The organism is Methyloradius palustris, assembly GCF_019703875.1.
GTDB classification, from domain to species: domain Bacteria; phylum Pseudomonadota; class Gammaproteobacteria; order Burkholderiales; family Methylophilaceae; genus Methyloradius; species Methyloradius palustris.
Genome location: NZ_AP024110.1, coordinates 363,381 through 382,381 on the forward strand (window position 1 = coordinate 363,381; position 19,001 = coordinate 382,381).

Genomic DNA, 19,001 nt, shown 5'->3' on the forward strand with positions numbered 1-19,001 from the left:
TTATCAGGCAAAGCCTGAAGTGTTAAGTGCATATAGGTTAAAAAAGTTAACCTATATGCAACTTTATTGCCCTATATTAAACATCTTGCCATCGCAGGTCTAGCGTAAAAGGAAAACGGGGGTTCCGTTGTTCTTCTTCAATTTGCCTTGGCCCTGGTGTATGACCATGCCCCCAGAAGCGCGTAAATCGGCGTGCTTCAGCCTCTAGTGCATTGACGGGGAAGGTCGCGTAATTGCGGCCACCAGGATGTGACACATGATAAGTACAGCCACCAATCGCGCGGCCACTCCAGGTATCGACCAAGTCAAACACCAGCGGTGTATGCGGTTTGATAGTGGGGTGCAGTGCAGACCATGGATCCCATGCGCGGAAGCGCACGCCTGTCACATATTCACCAGCAACACCTGTTGGCTGTAGTGGCAACGGGCGGCCATTACAGGTGACAATGTGGCGCGTATCAGTAAGTCCACGCACGCGTAATTGCATGCGTTCAACAGAAGAATCTACATAGCGCGCAGTACCGCCGCCCGCCATTTCTTCGCCCAGCACATTCCAAGGTTCAATCGCCTGCCTAAGTTCAAGCTCCACACCTTCATAAGCCACAGTGCCGTAGCGCGGAAAGCGGAATTCGATGAATGGGTCAAACCAACGTTTTTCAAATTTATAACCCGAGCGGTTTAAGTCTTTAACTACATCAGCCATATCTTGCGCAATGAAGTGCGGCAGCATCCAGCGGTCATGTAGCTCAGTACCCCAATGGATGAGCTTGCCTTGATATGGCTCATGCCAGAAACGTGCAACGAGTGCACGCAGTAGCAGCATCTGCAGCAAGCTCATGCGGGCATGCGGTGGCATTTCGAAGGCACGGAATTCAACTAGGCCAAGCCGTCCAGTAGGACCATCAGGTGAATACAATTTGTCGATGGAGAATTCAGCGCGGTGGGTATTGCCGGTCAGGTCAACGAGTAGGTTACGTAGCAACCTATCAACCAGCCACGGCCGTTCGCTTTCTGCGGTATCTGGCAGCACTTTATCCATTTGCTGAAAGGCAATTGCCAGTTCATAGAGGTTGTCATCACGCGCTTCATCTACTCGTGGTGATTGGCTGGTCGGGCCGATAAACGTGCCAGAAAACAGGTAAGACAGCGCAGGGTGGTTCTGCCAATAAGTAATCAGGCTTTTCAGCACATCAGGGCGGCGTAACATCGGGCTATCCGCCGCGGTTGCTCCGCCCAGTGTGGCATGATTGCCGCCACCGGTGCCAGTATGGCGACCATCCAGCATGAATTTCTCTGTACCGAGTCGTGTTTGCCGGGCTTCTTCATAGAGGATGGTCATTTTATCGACCAGCTCACGCCAAGTGCTAGATGGGTGGATATTCACTTCAATCACGCCCGGGTCAGGTGTAACGCTCAACACCTTGATGCGCGCATCGCGCGGTGGGGTGTAGCCCTCAATCCATAATTTCAGGTTGAGCTCAGCCGCAGTTTGCTCAACCGTGGCAATCAGCGCCAGATAATCCTCAATGCGCACAACGGGTGGCATAAAGACATGCAGGCGACCATCACGCACTTGAACGCAAAGTGCTGTAAACACCACTTCGCGCGGTAACGGTTTTTCCTTGAGTGTTCTTTTGGCGACTATGCCTAGCGCACTGGCATCAGGTAATTCCGCCAGCTCTGCAAACGGGTCTACAGGGAACGCAGGGTCTATATCTTCAGGTAGCAGCTCTGGGAGCGAGGCAAGCGGCAGCCGCAAGCCCATAGGTGAATCACCAGCCAGCAAATACAGGTGCTCACGCTTAAGTGGCCACTTACTTGTGAGCCAGTTGCTAACATTCTTTTTGCGAGTCTCCTCTGGTTTGATAGGCATGACGTAGCCAACAATTTCATTGAGGCCAACCTCCAGCAGTTTTGCCAGCCTGCGGCGTTCTTCGCTATCTTTTAAATTCGCTTTGAGCGGATCCACATTTTCTGGCAGACGTAATTCCATCACCGATTGCTGCAATACATCCTCATAAGCAGGAATCAGGCAAGCAGTTGGTAATCCTAAATTGCTGGCGAGTTTTGCCGAGAACTGTTCGGCATGCTCAGCCGTATAATTATCTGATATTTTTTCATCAGAAAAAAGCGAGAAATCCTGCCATATTGGTTTGCCATCCACACGCCAGTAGATATTGATGGCCCAGCGCGGTAACGGCTCGCCCGGGTACCACTTGCCTTGCCCGTAATGCAGCAAACCACCAGGCGCAAAATGCTGTTTGAGTTTGAGTGAAAGCTCACCTGCCATCTCGCGTTTTTTGGCACCGTGCGCAGCTACATTCCACTCGGCACCTTCCATGTCGTCAATCGAAACAAAAGTCGGTTCGCCACCTTGCGTCAAACGCACGTCTTGTTTCTTGAGGTCGACATCTACTTTCTGGCCTAGCTTATCGATTTTCAGCCAGTCCTCTTCGGTATATGGCTTGGTAACGCGAGGGTCTTCATGAATGCGAGTGACTGACATTTCATGGGTGAAAATTACCTCTGCTCGGTCTGTCATGCCCGTGACAGGCGCAGCAGAAGAAGGCGTTGCGGTACAGGCCAGCGGAATATGGCCTTCACCTGCCATTAGACCTGACGTTGCATCCAGACCTATCCAGCCTGCACCTGGAATATAAACCTCAGCCCAGGCATGTAAATCAGTGAAATCTACCGCTGTGCCGCTAGGACCATCAAGTGATTTGATGTCAGCCGCTAACTGGATCAAATAGCCAGACACGAAGCGCGCTGCCAACCCAAAATGACGCATGATCTGCACCAATAGCCATGCGCTGTCACGGCAGGAGCCCGTGCGGTTGTTCAGCGTTTCTTCTGGCGTTTGTACACCGGGCTCCATGCGCACCAGATAGCCGATATCGCCCTGAACCATCTGGTTAAGTGCCACTAGGAAATCACCAATGCCAAGATTTTGGGTGGCGAATTTCTGCTCTGCAGCATTCAGCCAGTTTTGCAGTAAGGGGCCAATCGGGTCAGCCTTTAAATATGGGCTGAGTTCATGTTCGAGTTGTTCTGTATATTTGAACGGATAAGTCTCGGCATATTTTTCAACGAAAAAATCAAACGGGTTGATCACAGTCATGTCTGCCACCAGATCGACCGTGAATTCAAGCTCACGCACCTTTTCAGGGAATACAAAGCGTGCGATGTAATTGCCGTAAGGGTCTTGCTGCCAGTTAATAAAATGCTTTTCGGGAATGACTGAAAGGGAGTATGACAATATCGGCGTGCGCGCATGCGCTGCGGGCTTTAACCTGACTTCATGCGGTGAGAGGCTGACTAGGCGATCAAACTGGTAACTGGTTTTATGGTGCAACGCGACACGAATCGCCATAACATTCCTTCAGTATTTTGCGAGTATTGCTCAAGGTCTTTTGCGGGCTAGCGGCTGTATTTTCTAGCCTAGCTCTTTGATATACAGCACATGCAGCAAGTTTTATTCCGAACTTGCCATACCTAGATATATGCCTGAATTATGCCCGTATCATGGGATAATTGATGAAATAATTGCAAAACTCATGAATTCATCCAATCTCGATCATATTTTCTCTGAACAAGGCCCGCTGGCGGAGACCATTCCTGGTTACCGCATCCGTCGCCAGCAGCTTGAAATGGCGCAGGCGATAGAAGCGGCCATCAAGGGCAACCAGCAATTGGTGGCCGAGGCGGGCACAGGCACAGGCAAGACCTTCGCCTACCTCATACCTGCCTTGCTCTCTGGCGGCAAAGTGATTATTTCCACTGGCACCAAGACACTGCAAGACCAGCTATTCAATCGAGATTTACCAGCCGTGCGCGATGCGCTCAAGGTGCCAATCACCGTCGCCATGCTGAAAGGACGCGCCAATTACGTCTGCCATTTTCATCTTGAACGGGCGATGAACGAAGGCCGCTTTATCTCGCGTGAAGATGCCAACTATGTGCACAAGATCAAGGCGTTTGCCGAGAACAGCAGCACGGGTGATAAAAGTGAACTGACCGATGTGCCTGAAAACGCGACCATCTGGCCAGCCGTCACCTCAACGCGCGATAACTGCATGGGCCAAGATTGCGCCTATTACAAAGACTGCTTTGTGATGGATGCACGTAAGCGAGCACTTGCTGCCGATGTCATCGTGGTCAATCACCACCTATTTTTTGCTGATGTCATGCTGCGAGATGAAGGCGTGGCCGAGTTGCTGCCCTCTGCCAATACCGTGATTTTTGATGAAGCGCATCAACTACCCGAAGTCGCAGGTTTGTTCTTTGGCGATGATGTATCAACGAGCCAGTTAATGGAGCTAGCGCGCGATGCCCATGCTGAATTCATCACTACCGCTAAAGATTGTCTCGCCCTGCCTGATGCCACCGCTGGGCTAGAGAAAGCCGTGCGCGATTTCAGGCTGATATTCACTTACGAAGGCTCGCGCATGCCTGTGCAAAAAGCCTTGGGCTTAACCAACTTTTTGCCGGCTTATGCGCTGATGCAAGAAAAGCTCAAAGCATTAAGTGATGTGCTTGAGAGCCAGGCGGAGCGTGACCCTGCCATTGAAAACTGCTGGCAACGCGGTTTAGCACTGCAACAGAAACTCAACACCTGGCAAGCCGCAGACAACGCCAATCTGGTGCGCTGGGTAGAGGTTTTTACTCAATCTGTGCAGCTACATGCCACGCCTTTGTCAGTGGCGGAAGGCTTTGGCAAACAGCTCAACGCACAACCCAGGTCTTGGATATTTACCTCTGCCACGCTAGCGGTCAAAAGCGATTTCAGCCATTACCTCAGCCAGATGGGTTTAGAACAAGCCACCACAGGCTACTGGAATAGCCCGTTTGATTATGATCAGCAAGCGCTACTCTATGTGCCACAAGGCATGCCTGAGCCCAGCAGCAGTATTTACACCGCATCTGTCGCTGCTGCTGCTTTGCCCGTGATTCAAGCCAGTGGCGGCCGTGCCTTTGTTTTATGTACGTCATTGCGCGCCATGCGAGAAGTGCACAGCCTGCTCAAAGACGCTTTTGAAACGAATGGCCTTGAATACCCGCTACTCATGCAAGGCGATAACTCACGCACTGAATTGCTGGAACGCTTCCGCAAGCTCGGCAATGCCGTACTGGTCGGCTCGCAAAGTTTCTGGGAAGGCGTGGATGTGCGCGGCGAAGCCCTGTCAGCTGTGATCATTGATAAACTCCCATTCGCGCCGCCAGATGACCCCGTGCTCGCTGCCCGTATTGATAAAATGAACAGCGAAGGCAAAAATGCCTTTATGGAATACCAGCTACCTTACGCAGTGATCACCCTAAAGCAGGGCGCTGGCAGATTGATTCGTGATGAAGCTGATCGCGGTGTACTCATGATTTGCGACCCAAGATTGATCAGCAAACATTACGGTAAGCGCATCTGGCAAAGTTTGCCGCCATTTAAGCGTACGAGAGAATTAGCGGATGTTGAGTCATTTTTTGAGCGGAACGTTCTGGCCGAGTAGCATTCAAATGTCGGTGATTAACTGAATAATTGAAGGAGAAGTTAGATGGCAACGATAGGATTTATAGGTCTAGGTGCAATGGGCGAGGGCATGGCGAGCAATCTGCTAGCAGCTGGTTACGCGGTGCAGGTGTATAACCGCAGCGCCGAAAAAATCGCGCCATTATTGAGCAAAGGCGCTAACGCAACTGCTACGCCAAAGCTGGCGGCTACTGGTGCTGATTTTGTGATCACCATGCTTTCAAATGATGCAGTGCTTGAAAGTGTGACATTGGGCGATGATGGTCTGCTGGCTGGCATGAAAGAGGGCGCGATTCATTTATCGATGAGTACTGTTTCGCCCGATATTTCGCGTCAATTAAGTGAAATCCACGCCCGGCATAAAACGCATTATGTGACTTCTCCCGTATTTGGCCGCCCTGAGATGGCGGCTACGAAAAAGCTGTGGATTTGCACTTCTGGCAATCCCGCTGCTTTGGCAAAAGCCAAGCCAGTGCAGGAGGCTATGAGCCAAGGTATATTTGAATTCGGTGAAGATGCTGGTGCGGCAAATATCGTTAAACTCAGCGGTAATTTCATGATTGCCTCATGTATGGAAGTATTGGGCGAAGTTGCCACACTCGCTGAGAAAAATGGCATATCGCCAGAAGCCGTTTTGGGAATGTTGAGCTCGACTATTTTTGCATGCCCCATGTATCAGCGTTATAGCGACATTGTCCTGAAGCAGGATTTTGAGCCTGGCTTCAAGATGGAGCTGGCATTCAAGGATATGAATCTGGCACAAACCGTAGCGCTTAAAAGTGCAACGCCTATGCCATTCCTCAGCATTGTGCAGCAGCGCATGTTGAGTGGCATTGCAGAAGGTCGTGCACAAAATGATTGGTCAGCACTTTCGCTCTCGGCCAGGCGTGATGCGGGCTTGCCACTTTCACGGTTTGCTTAATCTATATTGCCCATGAAAATACTGGCTCTCGATACCTCCACTGAATACCTGTCGCTCGCTTTATCGATAGATGGCAATATATTCGTGCGCGAATTACTTGCGGGGCAAAGCCATTCGCAGCGCATATTGCCACTGTTACGTGAGCTGCTGGATGAAGCTGGTGTTGAATTGACTGAACTGGATGGCATCGCCTTTGGTGCAGGGCCTGGCTCATTTACGGGTTTGCGCATTGGCTGTGGTGTTGCACAAGGCTTGGCGTTTGGCGCGAATTTGCCTGTGGTTGGTGTGAGTACATTGCTGGCGCTTGCACAGGCCAGTGGGGCTGATCATGTGATTGCCTGCCTAGATGCGCGTATGGGCGAGGTTTACCATGCCGTGTATGTGAGAGAGGGCCATGGTTGGCAAACCCTGAATGAGCCTGGCTTATATAAACCAGAGGCTGTACCAGATGTAGAAGGCGATGACTGGGTGGGCGTCGGTAGCGGCTGGGTAGCCTATCAGCCAGCATTAACGAAGTGTTATGCCTACCAGTTCAAGGATATTTCTGGCGATATGTTTCCACATGCGAAAGCCATCGCCGAGCTTGCAATCCCTATGTTTGTTGCAGGGCTAGGTTTGCCTGCGGCAGAAGCTGCGCCTGTGTATATCCGCAATAAAGTCGCGTTGAAAACTGCAGAGCGACTCGCGGCTAAAATTCAGTAAAATGGTGGTTATGACCAAATCAGATACATTATCTAGGTTGGCATTCCGCCCCATGCAGATGGCAGATGTGGATGCCATCATGGCGATTGAGCCTACGATATTTCCCTACCCGTGGTCACGCGGTAATTTTACGGACTCGCTGAATTCTGGCTATAGCTGTTGGGTGACTGAGCATGATGGAAAAATCATGGGGTATGCCGTGCTCATGATGGTGCTGGATGAAGCACACATTCTCAATATCAGCATCGCCAAACCCTATCAAGGGCAGGGATTTGGCCGTGATTTATTGATGCACATGATAGACATTGCGCGCCAACGTAATGCGCTCAATATGTTCCTGGAAGTGCGGCCATCCAACCAGTCTGCAATCGGCTTGTACGAAAGTATAGGTTTTAACGAAATGGCGATACGCCGTAACTATTATCCCGCCGCAAATGGTCGTGAAGATGCGGTGCTGATGGGCCTCGCACTATGAGAACCGTACTATGAGCTTAACGCGTGATGATATGTTGCGTGAGCTGGAGCTATTACCTGCTTGGCAGTTGCGTCAGCCAGTAACTAAGTCTGCGCCGCATGAGGTTATAGAAATGCCGAAGCTGTCAGCAATCGCTGAACCAGAAGTCAAAGCTATTCCTGCGCAGTTTGAGGAATTACCAGCTGCAGAGCAGATCGAAGCTGTATCTATTCCAGAGGCTGTAGAAACCAGCCTGCCAGCGTTGGATGTAACACTCGGCCAAGGCCGTCGCGAAGCTATCATGCAGCTTGAGTGGCAAGGCGTGCAAGACTGTGTGGCCAATTGCCAGGCTTGTGATCTGGCTAAAACACGCACGCAAACCGTCTTTGGCGTAGGTGACCCTAATGCCGATTGGCTGATTGTGGGCGAGGCGCCAGGGTCGGAAGAAGACCGTAAAGGCGAGCCTTTTGTCGGTCAGGCAGGCAAGTTGCTCGACAACATGCTGGCGGCTATCAAACTTAAACGCGGGCAGAATGTGTTCATTGCCAATGTACTGAAATGTCGCCCGCCAGAAAACCGTAATCCACATGCGGACGAAGTTGCAATGTGCGATCCATTTTTAAAACGACAAGTCGAGTTAATTAAGCCCAAGCTGATTATCGCGTTGGGTAAGTTTGCTGCGCAGTCACTCCTGGGCTCCGAAGACACGATTTCGTCCATGCGTGGCAAGCTACATGATTTTCATGGCGTGCCTGTTGTGGTGACGTACCACCCCGCCTATTTATTGCGTAGCTTGCCTGAGAAGGCCAAAGCGTGGGAAGACCTTTGCTTTGCCAATAAAACCATGGCTGGATTGACCACATCTGCCAAGCAGCCGTAAGCCTTTAAGGCAGAATCGGCTGACTTAGTCCGTTTTTCTCTATAAAATCCAACCCTTAACTTTTCTGACAGATTAAAAGAGTACTCATGCGAGCATCCCAATTTTTTCTCAATACACAAAAAGAAGCACCACAAGAAGCTGAGTTGATCAGCCATAGACTGATGCTGCGTGCTGGCCTGATCAAGCGCCTGGGTTCTGGTTTATATACCTGGATGCCGCTTGGGCTTCGCGTCTTGCGCAAAGTTGAAGCGATTGTGCGTGAGGAAATGAATAATGCCGGTGCGCTTGAGCTCTTGATGCCGGCAGTGCAACCAAAAGAACTCTGGGAAGAGACGGGTCGTTGGGCAGTGTTTGGCCCACAAATGCTCAAGATCAAAGACAGGCACGATAGGGATTTCTGTTTCGGCCCTACGCATGAAGAAGTGATTACTGACTTGGTGCGCCGTGAGATCAAAAGCTACAAACAGCTACCACTGAATTTTTACCAGATACAAACCAAGTTTCGCGACGAGATACGCCCACGTTTTGGCGTGATGCGCGCGCGTGAATTCATGATGAAAGATGCTTACTCTTTCCACACTGATTTGGCATCGCTGGAACAGACCTACGAAGCCATGTATCAGGCCTACAGCAATGTATTCACTCGCCTTGGTTTGAAATTCCGCGCCGTGCGTGCCGATACAGGGGCAATTGGTGGCGATGGTTCACACGAGTTTCATGTGCTGGCAGATTCTGGCGAAGATGCATTGGCGTATTGCCCAACATCAGATTATGCAGCGAATGTGGAATTGGCTGAAGGCTTGCCACCTATAGAGCCTCGCCAAGCACCATCAATGGAGATGGTTAAAATTGCTACTCCTCATGTAAAAACAATTTCCGAAATTTCCGAGTTTTTTGGTATATCTAAATCAAAAGTAGTGAAATCAATTGCAGTAATGAGAAAGCAACAGCCTTCTACTAATCCAGAGCTCGAGCAATTTTGTCTTGTGCTTATCAGGGGCGATCACGAGTTAAATGAGATAAAACTAGAAAAGGCTATAGGCTCATTCCGTTTTGCAAATGAAGCTGAAATTGAGCGTCATATAAATTCTAGTTCTGGTTATATTGGCCCTGTAAATTTACACCCATCAGTAGCTGTTATATCTGATTACTCAGTAAAAAATATGAGTGATTTTGTTTGTGGAGCCAATGAGTTAGGTCAGCATTTGAAAGGTGTAAATTTTTCCCGAGACTTATCTGAGCCAGCAATGATTGAAGATATAAGGAATGTTGTGGAAGGTGATCCAAGCCCAGATGGTAAAGGTACATTAACCCTTTGTCGCGGCATCGAAGTCGGCCATATTTTCCAGCTACGTACTAAATATGCACAAGCAATGGATGCGACGTATCTTGATGAAAATGGGAAAAAACAAGTGCTTGAAATGGGCTGCTACGGCATTGGTGTCTCCCGTATTGTTGGCGCTGCAATTGAGCAGGGTAATGATGAGCGCGGCATTATCTTCCCTGCCAGCATGGCGCCATTTCAGGTGGCGATTGCGCCTATCGGCTGGGAAAAAAGTGAAGAAGTGAAAACTGCTGCGCTCAATTTATATGAAGCCTTGCAGGCAGCGGGGGTTGATGTGCTCCTGGATGACCGTGGTGAACGCCCTGGCGTGATGTTTGCCGATATGGAGTTGGTGGGCATCCCACACCGCGTGGTGATTGGTGACCGTGGCCTGAAAGAAGGTAATGTGGAATATCAGGGAAGGACTGATGCATCTGCACAAACTGTCGCTTTAAAAGATATCGTGAGCAAACTCCAAACATTATTGTGATGCGCAGGTTTTCTAATTTCTTTCTAGTTTTAGCGGCATTGGTATTCACTCATGCCGCATTTGCTGGTGGGCAAAAAGAAGAGCCTTTGTCCAACAGCGTAAAAGCACTGATGCAAAAATCGATCAGTGATCAAGCCACGCCCAAGACCATATTTGCCAGTGAAGTAGAAGGCCAAATATGGCTGAAAGAAATGTCCAATCGCCTGAAAATACGTATGCCCGACCAGGATATGCGCGAGGATTTCTTGCGCACGGTCTATTACGAAGCCACTCGCGCAGGCTTGGACCCGCAGCTGGTGCTAGGTTTGATTCAAGTGGAAAGTGGTTTTAAAAAGTACGCAGTATCATCAGTCGGCGCCCGTGGCTACATGCAGGTGATGCCATTTTGGGTGAATAGCATCGGCGCGCCCGACCACAATCTGTTCCATTTAAAACTCAATCTGCGTTATGGATGCACCATTTTGCGGCACTATATTGATATGGAAAATGGTGATCTGTATCGCGCACTGGGCCGCTACAACGGCAGTCTTGGTCAGCCTGAATACCCGACGATGGTCGTTGGCGCCTGGAAGAAAAACTGGAGCTATGGCTCCCTGACGTTTTAATCCTCCTTTCCATTCCGCACTTTGGTGGTGCATATGTATTCCCTTATGCACCATTCCATACTAGTATCTCCTTGTAGCCTGATTCAAGTTGGGTATTCTAATAATCTTTACCATCTTGGTCTGGTTATCGTTGTGCCATAAGACTTATCAATAATATTTATATAAATTATAGAGGAGCTACATATGTCAAAATTATCCGCACTATCTCTCAGTATTGCTTTGCTTGGTGGAGTCTGGGCCTATCTTGCGCTTGGGCCGCTCTCTGGTTTTGTATTGGTATGGGCTGGTTTTATCGCTTGGGGATGTTACTTTCATACAGGCGCTGATAATGCCGCTTTACAAAAAACCATTGCTGGCACTATCTACGGCGCCGTGCTTGCCTGGGTAGCATTACTGTTGGTTGTGCATAATCCAACTGGATTGCCAGCACCACTGTGGCCAGCCATCGTCGTTGCTGTGACCGTATTTTTTCTGGTCATTGTGGCAAGCATCAATCTGCTCTCTGTAGTGCCAGCGAATGTATATGGCTATGCGGCAACCGTTGCATATTCACTGCAAACGCCAACAGCAGATGGTGTAGGCCCATTAGCTAGCTTGACCGTGGTGAATTTTGCTAATCCACTCATCTTGCTTTCTGTTTCATTCGTGGTGGGGGCGATATTTGGTTTGGCGTCAGGCAAGCTTTCTGGCGTGCTGGCAAAATAAGCTGGGCTAGATAAATAAAAAACCGCCTACGGGCGGTTTTTTATTTATTACTTAGTCATCAGGAGTCACTTTACCTGGTCAGAAAATTTAAAACCGTAGTAAGTACCAAATTCCCCTAGCGTTTCGTAATACACAAACATCAGTCCATTAGCATAGCCCAAACCGTTGTAGTGGTTCTTAGCGCGTAATTTGAGGTCTGTCGGTAACGTACTCTTGCCGACAAACTGTCCATTTTTATCAAATACCAAAATGGCTTTATGGTCGACATCAAGTACCGCGAGCTCCTCACCTGCAAGCCCCGTATAGGCAACATAATGGTCGCTGATGTCATCAGGTTTAGCGCCTGCTGCGCTTAAATCAAGTTTCAGTTCACCGACTTTTTCTCGGCTTTTTAAGTCCACTATGCGTACTACATTGCTGCGTTCCTGTTTAGCGTAATACAGCTTATTTGCAGTATCGTAAGTCGGCATGGTGGCAGCATCGCCAAAGGCCGGGTTATAGGCAAACACGTCTTTGGAACTGCCAAGCAGGTTGCCTTTATCATCGAGATCCAAGCTGAAAATGCCTGTGTTAGGCGCAAATCCAGCATCGCTTGAGATGTTATACGTAATAGTTTCCAATTGATTGGAATTAGGGTTGAAATAAAGTGAACGGTTGTTATAGCCAGGGCTGGAAGTCTGTAGATGTACGCCATCCGCACTATACACATGGACTTGCGATTTGGAGTTTGTGTCGTCTTCCCCCGGCACTGGGCCGAGGCCGCCATCGGCAACGTAATAGCGATTATATTGTGCGATATAGGCAACGGTCATTGGCCTGGAGGTAGGCTCACTAACCAGCGGCATTTTGATAGCCAGCACAGCTTCTGGCAACACTTGGGCATTAGCGAGTGGTATGTGCAGTAGCCATAAAGACATAGTCGCGCTGGCAATGATATTGGTGAATCGCATGGCTTAAGCCTCTTTAAAATTATTATGTGGAAAATTATTATCTAGTTGAGTGTTGCTAGGTTGGTGCTGTTTTGTATAACAGAGTTCCCACGCACTATTCATCTAATCTGTTCAGCAGCATGGCGTCACCATAGCTGAAGAAGCTGTATTTTTCTGAAATTGCATGGGCGTAAGCTTGCCTGATGTTGTTAAAGCCAGCAAAAGCCGAGACCAGCATGAGCAAAGTGCTTTTTGGTAAATGGAAGTTGGTGAGTAGCTGCTCTACTACTTTAAATTTGTAACCTGGCGTGATGAAAATATCCGTTTCGCCCATACCTGCTACGAGTTCACCAGAGCGTGCAGCACTTTCAAGCGCGCGCATCGCAGTAGTGCCGATAGCGGTTACCTTACGGCCAGCGGCCTGCGTTTGCTTAATCAGTTTTACAGTCTCTTCTGGCACCGAATACAACTCACTATGCATTTTATGTTCGGCAATATTTTCTACACGTACAGGCTGAAAAGTACCTGCGCCTACATGCAGGGTGACATAGGCGAATTGGATGCCTTGTTGTTTGAGCAGGGCGAGCATTACATCATCAAAATGTAACCCCGCAGTAGGGGCGGCAACCGCGCCCAGATGCTTTGCATAGACTGTCTGATAGCGTTCTTCATCGGTATTGTCGGCATCATGACTGATATAAGGTGGCAAGGGCAGTGCACCGTACTGTTCCAGCAAATCCAGCAAAGGTGTTTCAGACAAGAACTTCAGCAGGAACAAGTCATCCTGGCGCTCAATGATTTCCACTTCTATTTCCTCTGCCAGTAACAATCTGCTACCAGGTTTGGGTGAACGAGAGGCGCGAACGTGTGCTAGGGCGTGATGTTGGTCAATCACTCTTTCAATCATGGCTTCAACTGCGCCACCAGATTGTTTGTGACCATGCAGTCGTGCCTTAATCACACGCGTATCGTTGAAAACCAATAAATCCCCAGCCTGTAAGAAGTTTGGGAGATCACGAAATAGTTGGTCATGGATGTTCCCATTCGAGGAATCAAGCCTCAACAAGCGGCTGCCGCTGCGTTCTTGCGTGGGAAATTGTGCAATTAATGCATCAGGTAAATCAAAATCAAAATCAGTGGTTCGCATAAATGCCAGTGTTTGTTATAATCTCGCCTCTGCAGCCGGGGTGGCGGAATTGGTAGACGCACTGGACTCAAAATCCAGCGAGGGCAACTTCATGGGGGTTCGATTCCCCCCCCCGGCACCAGATTGCTTTATTTCAATTATCCAGATGCAAAATCTGGCTCCGTATTGCTACTAGTACTTCAACTCAATTGTTCCATTTTAGTGCTATTACTCAATTTTGTTGATGCCAAGTAATCTCTGCATTTTTGGTTTAATCCAAGTTTCAAAGTCATCCAGAAACACATAAATCACAGGCACAAAAATCAGGCTAAGCGCTGTGGATGTGATCAGGCCGCCTATGACTGTGGTGGCCATAGGCACGCGAAACGCAGTACCTGCCCCTATGCCCAGCATCACCGGCATCATGCCTGCAATCATAGCGACTGTAGTCATGAGTATGGGTTTAGCGCGTTGCTGGCTAGCTTGCATGATGGCATCTAATCTTGCTAGCCCCTGTCGGCGTTGTTCGATGATGGCGTCGACCAGCAGAATACCGTTTTTACCCACAATGCCCATGAGCATAAGCATGCCAATCACTGCAGGTAAAGATAAGGTTGCGTGACTAATAAGTAGCGCCAGTAATGCGCCGCCTATGGATAATGGTAATGCCGCCATGATAGTGATGGGTTGCACGATAGTGCGGAATAATAATACCAGTACTGCAAATACCAGTAGTACCCCTGTGACCATCGCCACTGAAAATGAACTGAACATCTCGGTTAGCAACTCGGCATCGCCAGTATCGTAGCGCTTAACCCCCTCTGGTAGATGCTTGATTGCAGGGAGTGCTTCAATGGCGCTCAAGGCATCGCCGAGCCTTGCAGTGCCATTCAGATTGGCTTCGAGAGTAATTTGGCGCTGGCGATCATAGCGGTCTATGCTGGTGGGGCCTGCATTCAGGCTGAAGTCAGCAACTGATGATAATGGCACTGTATGCCCATCTTCCGTGGCGACTAATAGCGCCCCTATTGCGGCTGTGTTGTTGCGGGTGCTTGCATCCATCATGACTCGTATGGGGATTTCTCTTTGACCGATTTTGATGCGTGCAAGATTGGCGCCGAGATCGCCCAAAGTTGCAATGCGCAGGGTATCCGCAATATTTTCCGTGCTCACACCGAGCTTGGCTGCTTGCTCTTGGCGTGGCGTAATGACAAGCTCAGTGCGCGCTAATGGCGCTGTGGAGCTGACATTGCTTAATTGCACTAATCCACGCATTTCAGTTTCAATCTGGGAAGCCGTCTTTTGTAATAGCTCAGGATTGTCGCTGGTGAGCGAGAAAGTCACTGCTTTGCTGCCATTTTCGTTAAGAAAGCTGGTGCGTACATTAGGGATGTCTGCCAGCGCTTTCAGCATGCTCTGCTCAAATGCATTGACATCCAGTTTCCGTTCTTTACGAGGGATAAGCTGGATATTCACCAGGGCGCGGCGTACTTCACCTTCAATATTGGTGTCGCTATCTGGTGCGCCGACAATCGCATAAGCTGTTTTAACTTCTGGTCGTTTCAACAGCATATTCGTAATAGTTGAAACAACTTGATCAGTCTTGTTGAGGTTAGAGCCTGGCGGCAATTCCACTTGCAGGCTGGAGGCCGATTTGTCCTCTGCTGGCATGAAGTCGGTGGGCAGTTGAGTCCCGATTGCGATTGATCCAAACACAACCGCACCGCCAATTAACAACATGGTTTTACGGTAATGCAATGCGCTATTGAGTAGCTTGCTGTAATAGATAAGCCAGCCTCCCGATGTATTGGACTGGTGATGTAGCGGTTTGAGCAAATAAGCCGCCATCACAGGGGTAATAAAACGCGCGACTAACAAGGAGAAAATGGTTGCAACCGCTACAGTGAGGCCGAACTGGATAAAGTATTGGCCGACAACACCACCCATGAAGCTGACGGGAATAAATACCGCGACGATGACTAAAGTCGTGGCCAGCACCGCAAGCCCAATCTGATCCGCCGCCAGCATAGAGGCGCGATATGGCGATGCCTCAGTTTTCATGTGGCGCATGATATTTTCAATCTCGACGATGGCATCGTCCACCAAAATGCCTGACACCAGTGATAGCGCCAGCAAGCTCACCATATTGAGTGAAAATCCGAGTAGTTGCATGACGAAAAATGTAGGAATGACTGATAGTGGAATCACCACCGCAGAAATGAATGTGGCACGCCAACTGCGTAAAAACAGAAACACCACTGCTGCCGCCAGCAGCGCGCCTTCAATAAATGACCACAGCGCTGAGTGGTAACTCTCTTTGCTGAAATCGACCAATGACTGAATTTGAACAAAGTCAATATCAGGGTTGGATACTTTAAGTCCTCGCAGGGCTTTTTGTACGTCACGTTCCACGCTGATTTCGCTGGCAGATTTTGTGCGGTAGATGGCAAAGCCAGTCACAGGTTGTTGATTCAACCTCGCAAGTTGCCGTGGTTGATTGCTGCCATCTTGCACGCTACCTAAATCCTTCAGTCTTGCAACACGGCCATTGCCTAATGGGATGTAAAGGTTAGCCAGCGATTCAACATCCACAGGCGCGCCCATGGTGCGGATTAAGGTTTCCTGGGTATTGCTATCTACTCGTCCTGCAGGCCAATTGAGCGCAATCTGGCGTAATTGCTCATTGATTAAACTCGCGGTGACTCCGTAGGCCTGCATACGCGCAGGGTCGAGTTGCACCAGAATCTGCCGCTCAACTCCGCCCTGGCGTTGTATTTTGGCAATGCCCTTGATGGCTAGCAGCGAACGCATTACCTGATCATCCACAAACCATGAGGCTTCTTGCAGTGATCGTTTAGGTGCGTTGAGCGTATAGGTGAGTATCGGCAGCGCATCTGCATCTACGCGCTGAATCAGCGGCTCTTCAGCCCCGCGAGGAAAGGAGGCGCGGATCGCGATGATCTGGTCGCGGATTTTAGATAAAGCAAGATTCGTATTGGTGCCGAGTTGAAACTCAATCTGCGTGCTGGAAACGCCATCAGTAATAGTCGAAGATAGGTGCTTGATATCACCTACGCCAGCCACCGCAGCTTCAATCCGACTGGTGACCTGGGTTTCAATCTCGCTCGGCGCGGCGCCAGGAATCACCACCGATACATTGATAATCGGGATATCCACATTCGGCATGTTGTTTACGGGCAATTTGTAATAAGCCATGATGCCCATCACCAACAAGCCAGCGAATACCATAAACGGCGCAAGCGGGCGCTTGATCGCCCAGGATGAAATGCCAATACTCATGCCTGCGGGCCGTTTTCTTTGTGTGAGGTTCCCGCATCGCTGCCGCGCATAGGGGCAACTTTTACAGCATCGCCATCATGCAGATAGGCGGCAAAGCCATCCACGACGGGCATACCCTCAGTCACGCCTTCCAGTATTTCAGCCTGCCCAGACAAGCGCTCACCGACTTTTACAGGAACGCGCACCGCTTGATTGTTACGCACGATAAAAACAAAAGCGGCGTTGCCCTCAAAAAATAAGGCACTATCTGGCAGATAGATGCCTGATTTTGCAGGTAGATTGATGCTTACTTTAGTTGATTGCCCTGGAATCAGGCTCGGTGTTTTATCTGGGCTTGTTTTATCAAAGCTTACCCTGACGTTGGCTGTTTGATCCTGTAAGTTAATAGATAAGGCAGCGCGGCGCACTTTGCCAGTATAATTTTGCTGGCTATTGATGCCTTGGATTGTCACAGGCATGCCATTTTTGAGCTTCTCAGTATCGTCGGATGCAACACTCACTAATAACTCCAATGTACCGTCACGGATCAACACAAATAGTGGCTCAGTTTGCTGGCTTAGCGATAAACCAATCTGGGCGTTTCGTTTCACAATAAGCCCAGAAACTGGAGCGATAACATTGCTCTGGTTCAGGTGTAGCGTAGTTTCGGCAATTTGAGCATTGGCCAGCTGCACATCTGCCTTGGCCATTTCAAGTTCACTTTTAGCGGCTTTTACCTGAATCTCGGCAATATGCTCGGCGCTGGTACGTTGCTCAATCAATGCGGCTTTATCAGATTCAGTGACGTCAGGTGAGTTGACCGCTTTACTGCGTTTGGTTTCATTTTTGGCTTGTGCGTGCTGCGCTTCAGCCTCTTGCACTCTAGCTTCTTGTTGAGCCAGTGCTGCATTTGCACGCTGTAATACTGCATTTTGTTGTGTTTGCTGAACGCGCACGCCAGCATCGTCAGTCACTGCAAGAATCTGGCCTGCTTTTACATATTGGCCTTCGTCCACCAACACTTTACTGATGCGACCCTGGGGCAAATCAGCATACACAGCCACTTCTTCTCGCCCAATCACCACGCCAGATAATGCTAATGATCTGGGAATGGATTTTTTTTCAGCGTTAATTACAGATACCGTGACGGCACCTGTATCGTTAACTGCTACAGACTCAGCCTCGCTGCGCGCCAACCAGCCTAAGCTGCTGAATAAGCCAGCTATGATAAAAACCCCGAATAATGCAAAGCGATTTCTGGCTGTGGTCGGCACTGATGCGACAGGCCGTGTTTTTTTGAAAAATTGCATAAAACCTCTTGATTGGTTCCAATCTTATTTTAATAAATAGATTATAAATTTTTCTCGGCAATTAAGCTGTAGCATCCGCTATATATGTCTGATATTTATGTGCATTTAACGAGCGCAGAGCAATGAACAACATTGAAATCAATCCACCAGAACCTATTTGACCAGCCATTATTCATTACCATGGACAGGCCGAATTAGCATTGATCGCTGATCAGAGCACATGGGAGAGCGGCGAATACCTACAGGCGATTCGTTATCATGCATCAGATGCATTAATTGATGCCGAGGGTTCGTTATATCAAATTCTGAATACAGCGAATGGGGAGGTCAGCCTCCAAAGACTGAATAAAAAAGCATCGTTGCAAGCGGTGATTGAGATGGTCAGAGCGCATGCCGCAGAATTAGGGGCATGTTGCGTTGCCAAGTTTTCCGCGACATCGATTCAAGAAGCCATTAGCAGCATAGCGAATTCTGCTGATGTCTGAGGAGTTAAAATCTGAGTGGTGTTTGTATTTGCTTGAGTGTAAAAACGGTAGCTATTACAGCGGTATTACCAACAATCTTGAAGCACGCTATGCAACCCATTTGGCAGGTAAGGGCGCCAAATATACACGTGCAAACCCGCCAGTGAGAGTGCTTGCCAGCAAGGCCTATCCTGATCGCTCTACTGCATCTATGGCAGAAGCAGTTCTTAAGAAATTGCCAAGAGCAGAAAAGTTGGGATTTTTTACTGAGTAGTTTTATTTAGCATGAC

At 49.1% G+C, this 19,001-nt stretch carries 15 protein-coding genes and 1 tRNA gene; 11 read left to right on the forward strand and 5 right to left on the reverse strand.

The annotated features are described in order from the left end of the window. Positions 1–76 precede the first annotated feature (76 nt). Positions 77–3,373 (reverse strand): transglutaminase family protein, encoded by a 3,297-nt coding sequence (locus ZMTM_RS01940; protein WP_221764666.1) that lies wholly within the window; start codon positions 3,371–3,373, stop codon positions 77–79. Between the two features lie 184 nt (positions 3,374–3,557). Between ZMTM_RS01940 and ZMTM_RS01945 the strand changes: the two genes are divergently transcribed. The 8 genes from ZMTM_RS01945 (at position 3,558) to ZMTM_RS01980 (ending at position 11,603) form a co-directional block, all read left to right on the forward strand. Beyond that, complete coding sequence (locus ZMTM_RS01945; protein ID WP_221764667.1) at positions 3,558–5,501, forward strand: ATP-dependent DNA helicase; 1,944 nt, start codon at positions 3,558–3,560, stop codon at positions 5,499–5,501. Between the two features lie 45 nt (positions 5,502–5,546). Further along, the gene (locus ZMTM_RS01950; protein ID WP_221764668.1) at positions 5,547–6,443 is read left to right on the forward strand and encodes an NAD(P)-dependent oxidoreductase; all 897 of its coding nucleotides are present in this window, start codon (positions 5,547–5,549) and stop codon (positions 6,441–6,443) included. Positions 6,444–6,455: 12 nt separating this feature from the next. Continuing rightward, positions 6,456–7,145, forward strand: coding sequence for a tRNA (adenosine(37)-N6)-threonylcarbamoyltransferase complex dimerization subunit type 1 TsaB (gene tsaB, locus ZMTM_RS01955; RefSeq protein ID WP_221764669.1), 690 nt, complete (start codon positions 6,456–6,458; stop codon positions 7,143–7,145). A gap of 10 nt (positions 7,146–7,155) precedes the next feature. After that, entirely contained in the window at positions 7,156–7,620 is a 465-nt protein-coding gene (rimI, locus tag ZMTM_RS01960) for a ribosomal protein S18-alanine N-acetyltransferase (RefSeq protein ID WP_221764670.1), read from the forward strand. Positions 7,621–7,630: 10 nt separating this feature from the next. After that, the gene (locus tag ZMTM_RS01965) at positions 7,631–8,479 is read left to right on the forward strand and encodes a uracil-DNA glycosylase (protein ID WP_221764671.1); all 849 of its coding nucleotides are present in this window, start codon (positions 7,631–7,633) and stop codon (positions 8,477–8,479) included. Positions 8,480–8,565: 86 nt separating this feature from the next. Further along, positions 8,566–10,293: a proline--tRNA ligase gene (locus ZMTM_RS01970; RefSeq protein WP_221764672.1), complete on the forward strand. Its 1,728-nt coding sequence runs from the start codon at positions 8,566–8,568 to the stop codon at positions 10,291–10,293. Beyond that, positions 10,293–10,898: a lytic transglycosylase domain-containing protein gene (locus ZMTM_RS01975; protein ID WP_221764673.1), complete on the forward strand. Its 606-nt coding sequence runs from the start codon at positions 10,293–10,295 to the stop codon at positions 10,896–10,898. Before ZMTM_RS01970 ends, ZMTM_RS01975 begins: the two co-directional genes overlap by 1 nt. Before the next feature lie 183 nt (positions 10,899–11,081). Beyond that, positions 11,082–11,603 carry a DUF1097 domain-containing protein gene (locus tag ZMTM_RS01980; RefSeq protein WP_221764674.1) on the forward strand — a complete coding sequence of 174 codons (522 nt, stop codon included), beginning with the start codon at positions 11,082–11,084 and terminating at the stop codon, positions 11,601–11,603. Between the two features lie 65 nt (positions 11,604–11,668). On the opposite strand, the gene ZMTM_RS01985 is transcribed toward ZMTM_RS01980, so the two are convergent. Continuing rightward, entirely contained in the window at positions 11,669–12,553 is an 885-nt protein-coding gene (locus ZMTM_RS01985; protein WP_221764675.1) for a hypothetical protein, read from the reverse strand. 94 nt (positions 12,554–12,647) lie between these two features. Further along, positions 12,648–13,679, reverse strand: coding sequence for a tRNA preQ1(34) S-adenosylmethionine ribosyltransferase-isomerase QueA (gene queA, locus ZMTM_RS01990; RefSeq protein WP_221764676.1), 1,032 nt, complete (start codon positions 13,677–13,679; stop codon positions 12,648–12,650). Positions 13,680–13,713: 34 nt separating this feature from the next. On the opposite strand from queA, the gene ZMTM_RS01995 reads away from it, so the two are divergent. Then, a tRNA-Leu gene (locus ZMTM_RS01995) sits at positions 13,714–13,800 on the forward strand. Between the two features lie 86 nt (positions 13,801–13,886). Here the strand turns inward: ZMTM_RS01995 and ZMTM_RS02000 are convergent. Next, complete coding sequence (locus ZMTM_RS02000; RefSeq protein ID WP_221764677.1) at positions 13,887–16,958, reverse strand: efflux RND transporter permease subunit; 3,072 nt, start codon at positions 16,956–16,958, stop codon at positions 13,887–13,889. Then, the gene (locus tag ZMTM_RS02005; protein WP_221764678.1) at positions 16,955–18,247 is read right to left on the reverse strand and encodes an efflux RND transporter periplasmic adaptor subunit; all 1,293 of its coding nucleotides are present in this window, start codon (positions 18,245–18,247) and stop codon (positions 16,955–16,957) included. Before ZMTM_RS02005 ends, ZMTM_RS02000 begins: the two co-directional genes overlap by 4 nt. A 170-nt stretch (positions 18,248–18,417) precedes the next feature. On the opposite strand from ZMTM_RS02005, the gene ZMTM_RS02010 reads away from it, so the two are divergent. Beyond that, positions 18,418–18,732, forward strand: coding sequence for a DUF4144 domain-containing protein (locus ZMTM_RS02010; RefSeq protein WP_225907124.1), 315 nt, complete (start codon positions 18,418–18,420; stop codon positions 18,730–18,732). Next, complete coding sequence (locus tag ZMTM_RS02015) at positions 18,725–18,985, forward strand: GIY-YIG nuclease family protein (protein WP_221764680.1); 261 nt, start codon at positions 18,725–18,727, stop codon at positions 18,983–18,985. Before ZMTM_RS02010 ends, ZMTM_RS02015 begins: the two co-directional genes overlap by 8 nt. Positions 18,986–19,001: the final 16 nt, after the last annotated feature.

Coding starts and splice junctions, on each gene's coding strand:
- ZMTM_RS01965 (WP_221764671.1), top strand. CDS start 7,631: ATGAGCTTAACGCGTGATGATATGTTGCGTGAGCTGGAGCTATTACCT.
- ZMTM_RS02000 (WP_221764677.1), bottom strand. CDS start 16,958: ATGAGTATTGGCATTTCATCCTGGGCGATCAAGCGCCCGCTTGCGCCG.
- ZMTM_RS01940 (WP_221764666.1), bottom strand. CDS start 3,373: ATGGCGATTCGTGTCGCGTTGCACCATAAAACCAGTTACCAGTTTGAT.
- ZMTM_RS01985 (WP_221764675.1), bottom strand. CDS start 12,553: ATGCGATTCACCAATATCATTGCCAGCGCGACTATGTCTTTATGGCTA.
- ZMTM_RS01970 (WP_221764672.1), top strand. CDS start 8,566: ATGCGAGCATCCCAATTTTTTCTCAATACACAAAAAGAAGCACCACAA.
- tsaB (WP_221764669.1), top strand. CDS start 6,456: ATGAAAATACTGGCTCTCGATACCTCCACTGAATACCTGTCGCTCGCT.
- queA (WP_221764676.1), bottom strand. CDS start 13,679: ATGCGAACCACTGATTTTGATTTTGATTTACCTGATGCATTAATTGCA.
- ZMTM_RS01975 (WP_221764673.1), top strand. CDS start 10,293: ATGCGCAGGTTTTCTAATTTCTTTCTAGTTTTAGCGGCATTGGTATTC.
- ZMTM_RS02005 (WP_221764678.1), bottom strand. CDS start 18,247: ATGCAATTTTTCAAAAAAACACGGCCTGTCGCATCAGTGCCGACCACA.
- ZMTM_RS01950 (WP_221764668.1), top strand. CDS start 5,547: ATGGCAACGATAGGATTTATAGGTCTAGGTGCAATGGGCGAGGGCATG.
- ZMTM_RS01980 (WP_221764674.1), top strand. CDS start 11,082: ATGTCAAAATTATCCGCACTATCTCTCAGTATTGCTTTGCTTGGTGGA.
- ZMTM_RS02015 (WP_221764680.1), top strand. CDS start 18,725: ATGTCTGAGGAGTTAAAATCTGAGTGGTGTTTGTATTTGCTTGAGTGT.
- rimI (WP_221764670.1), top strand. CDS start 7,156: ATGACCAAATCAGATACATTATCTAGGTTGGCATTCCGCCCCATGCAG.
- ZMTM_RS01945 (WP_221764667.1), top strand. CDS start 3,558: ATGAATTCATCCAATCTCGATCATATTTTCTCTGAACAAGGCCCGCTG.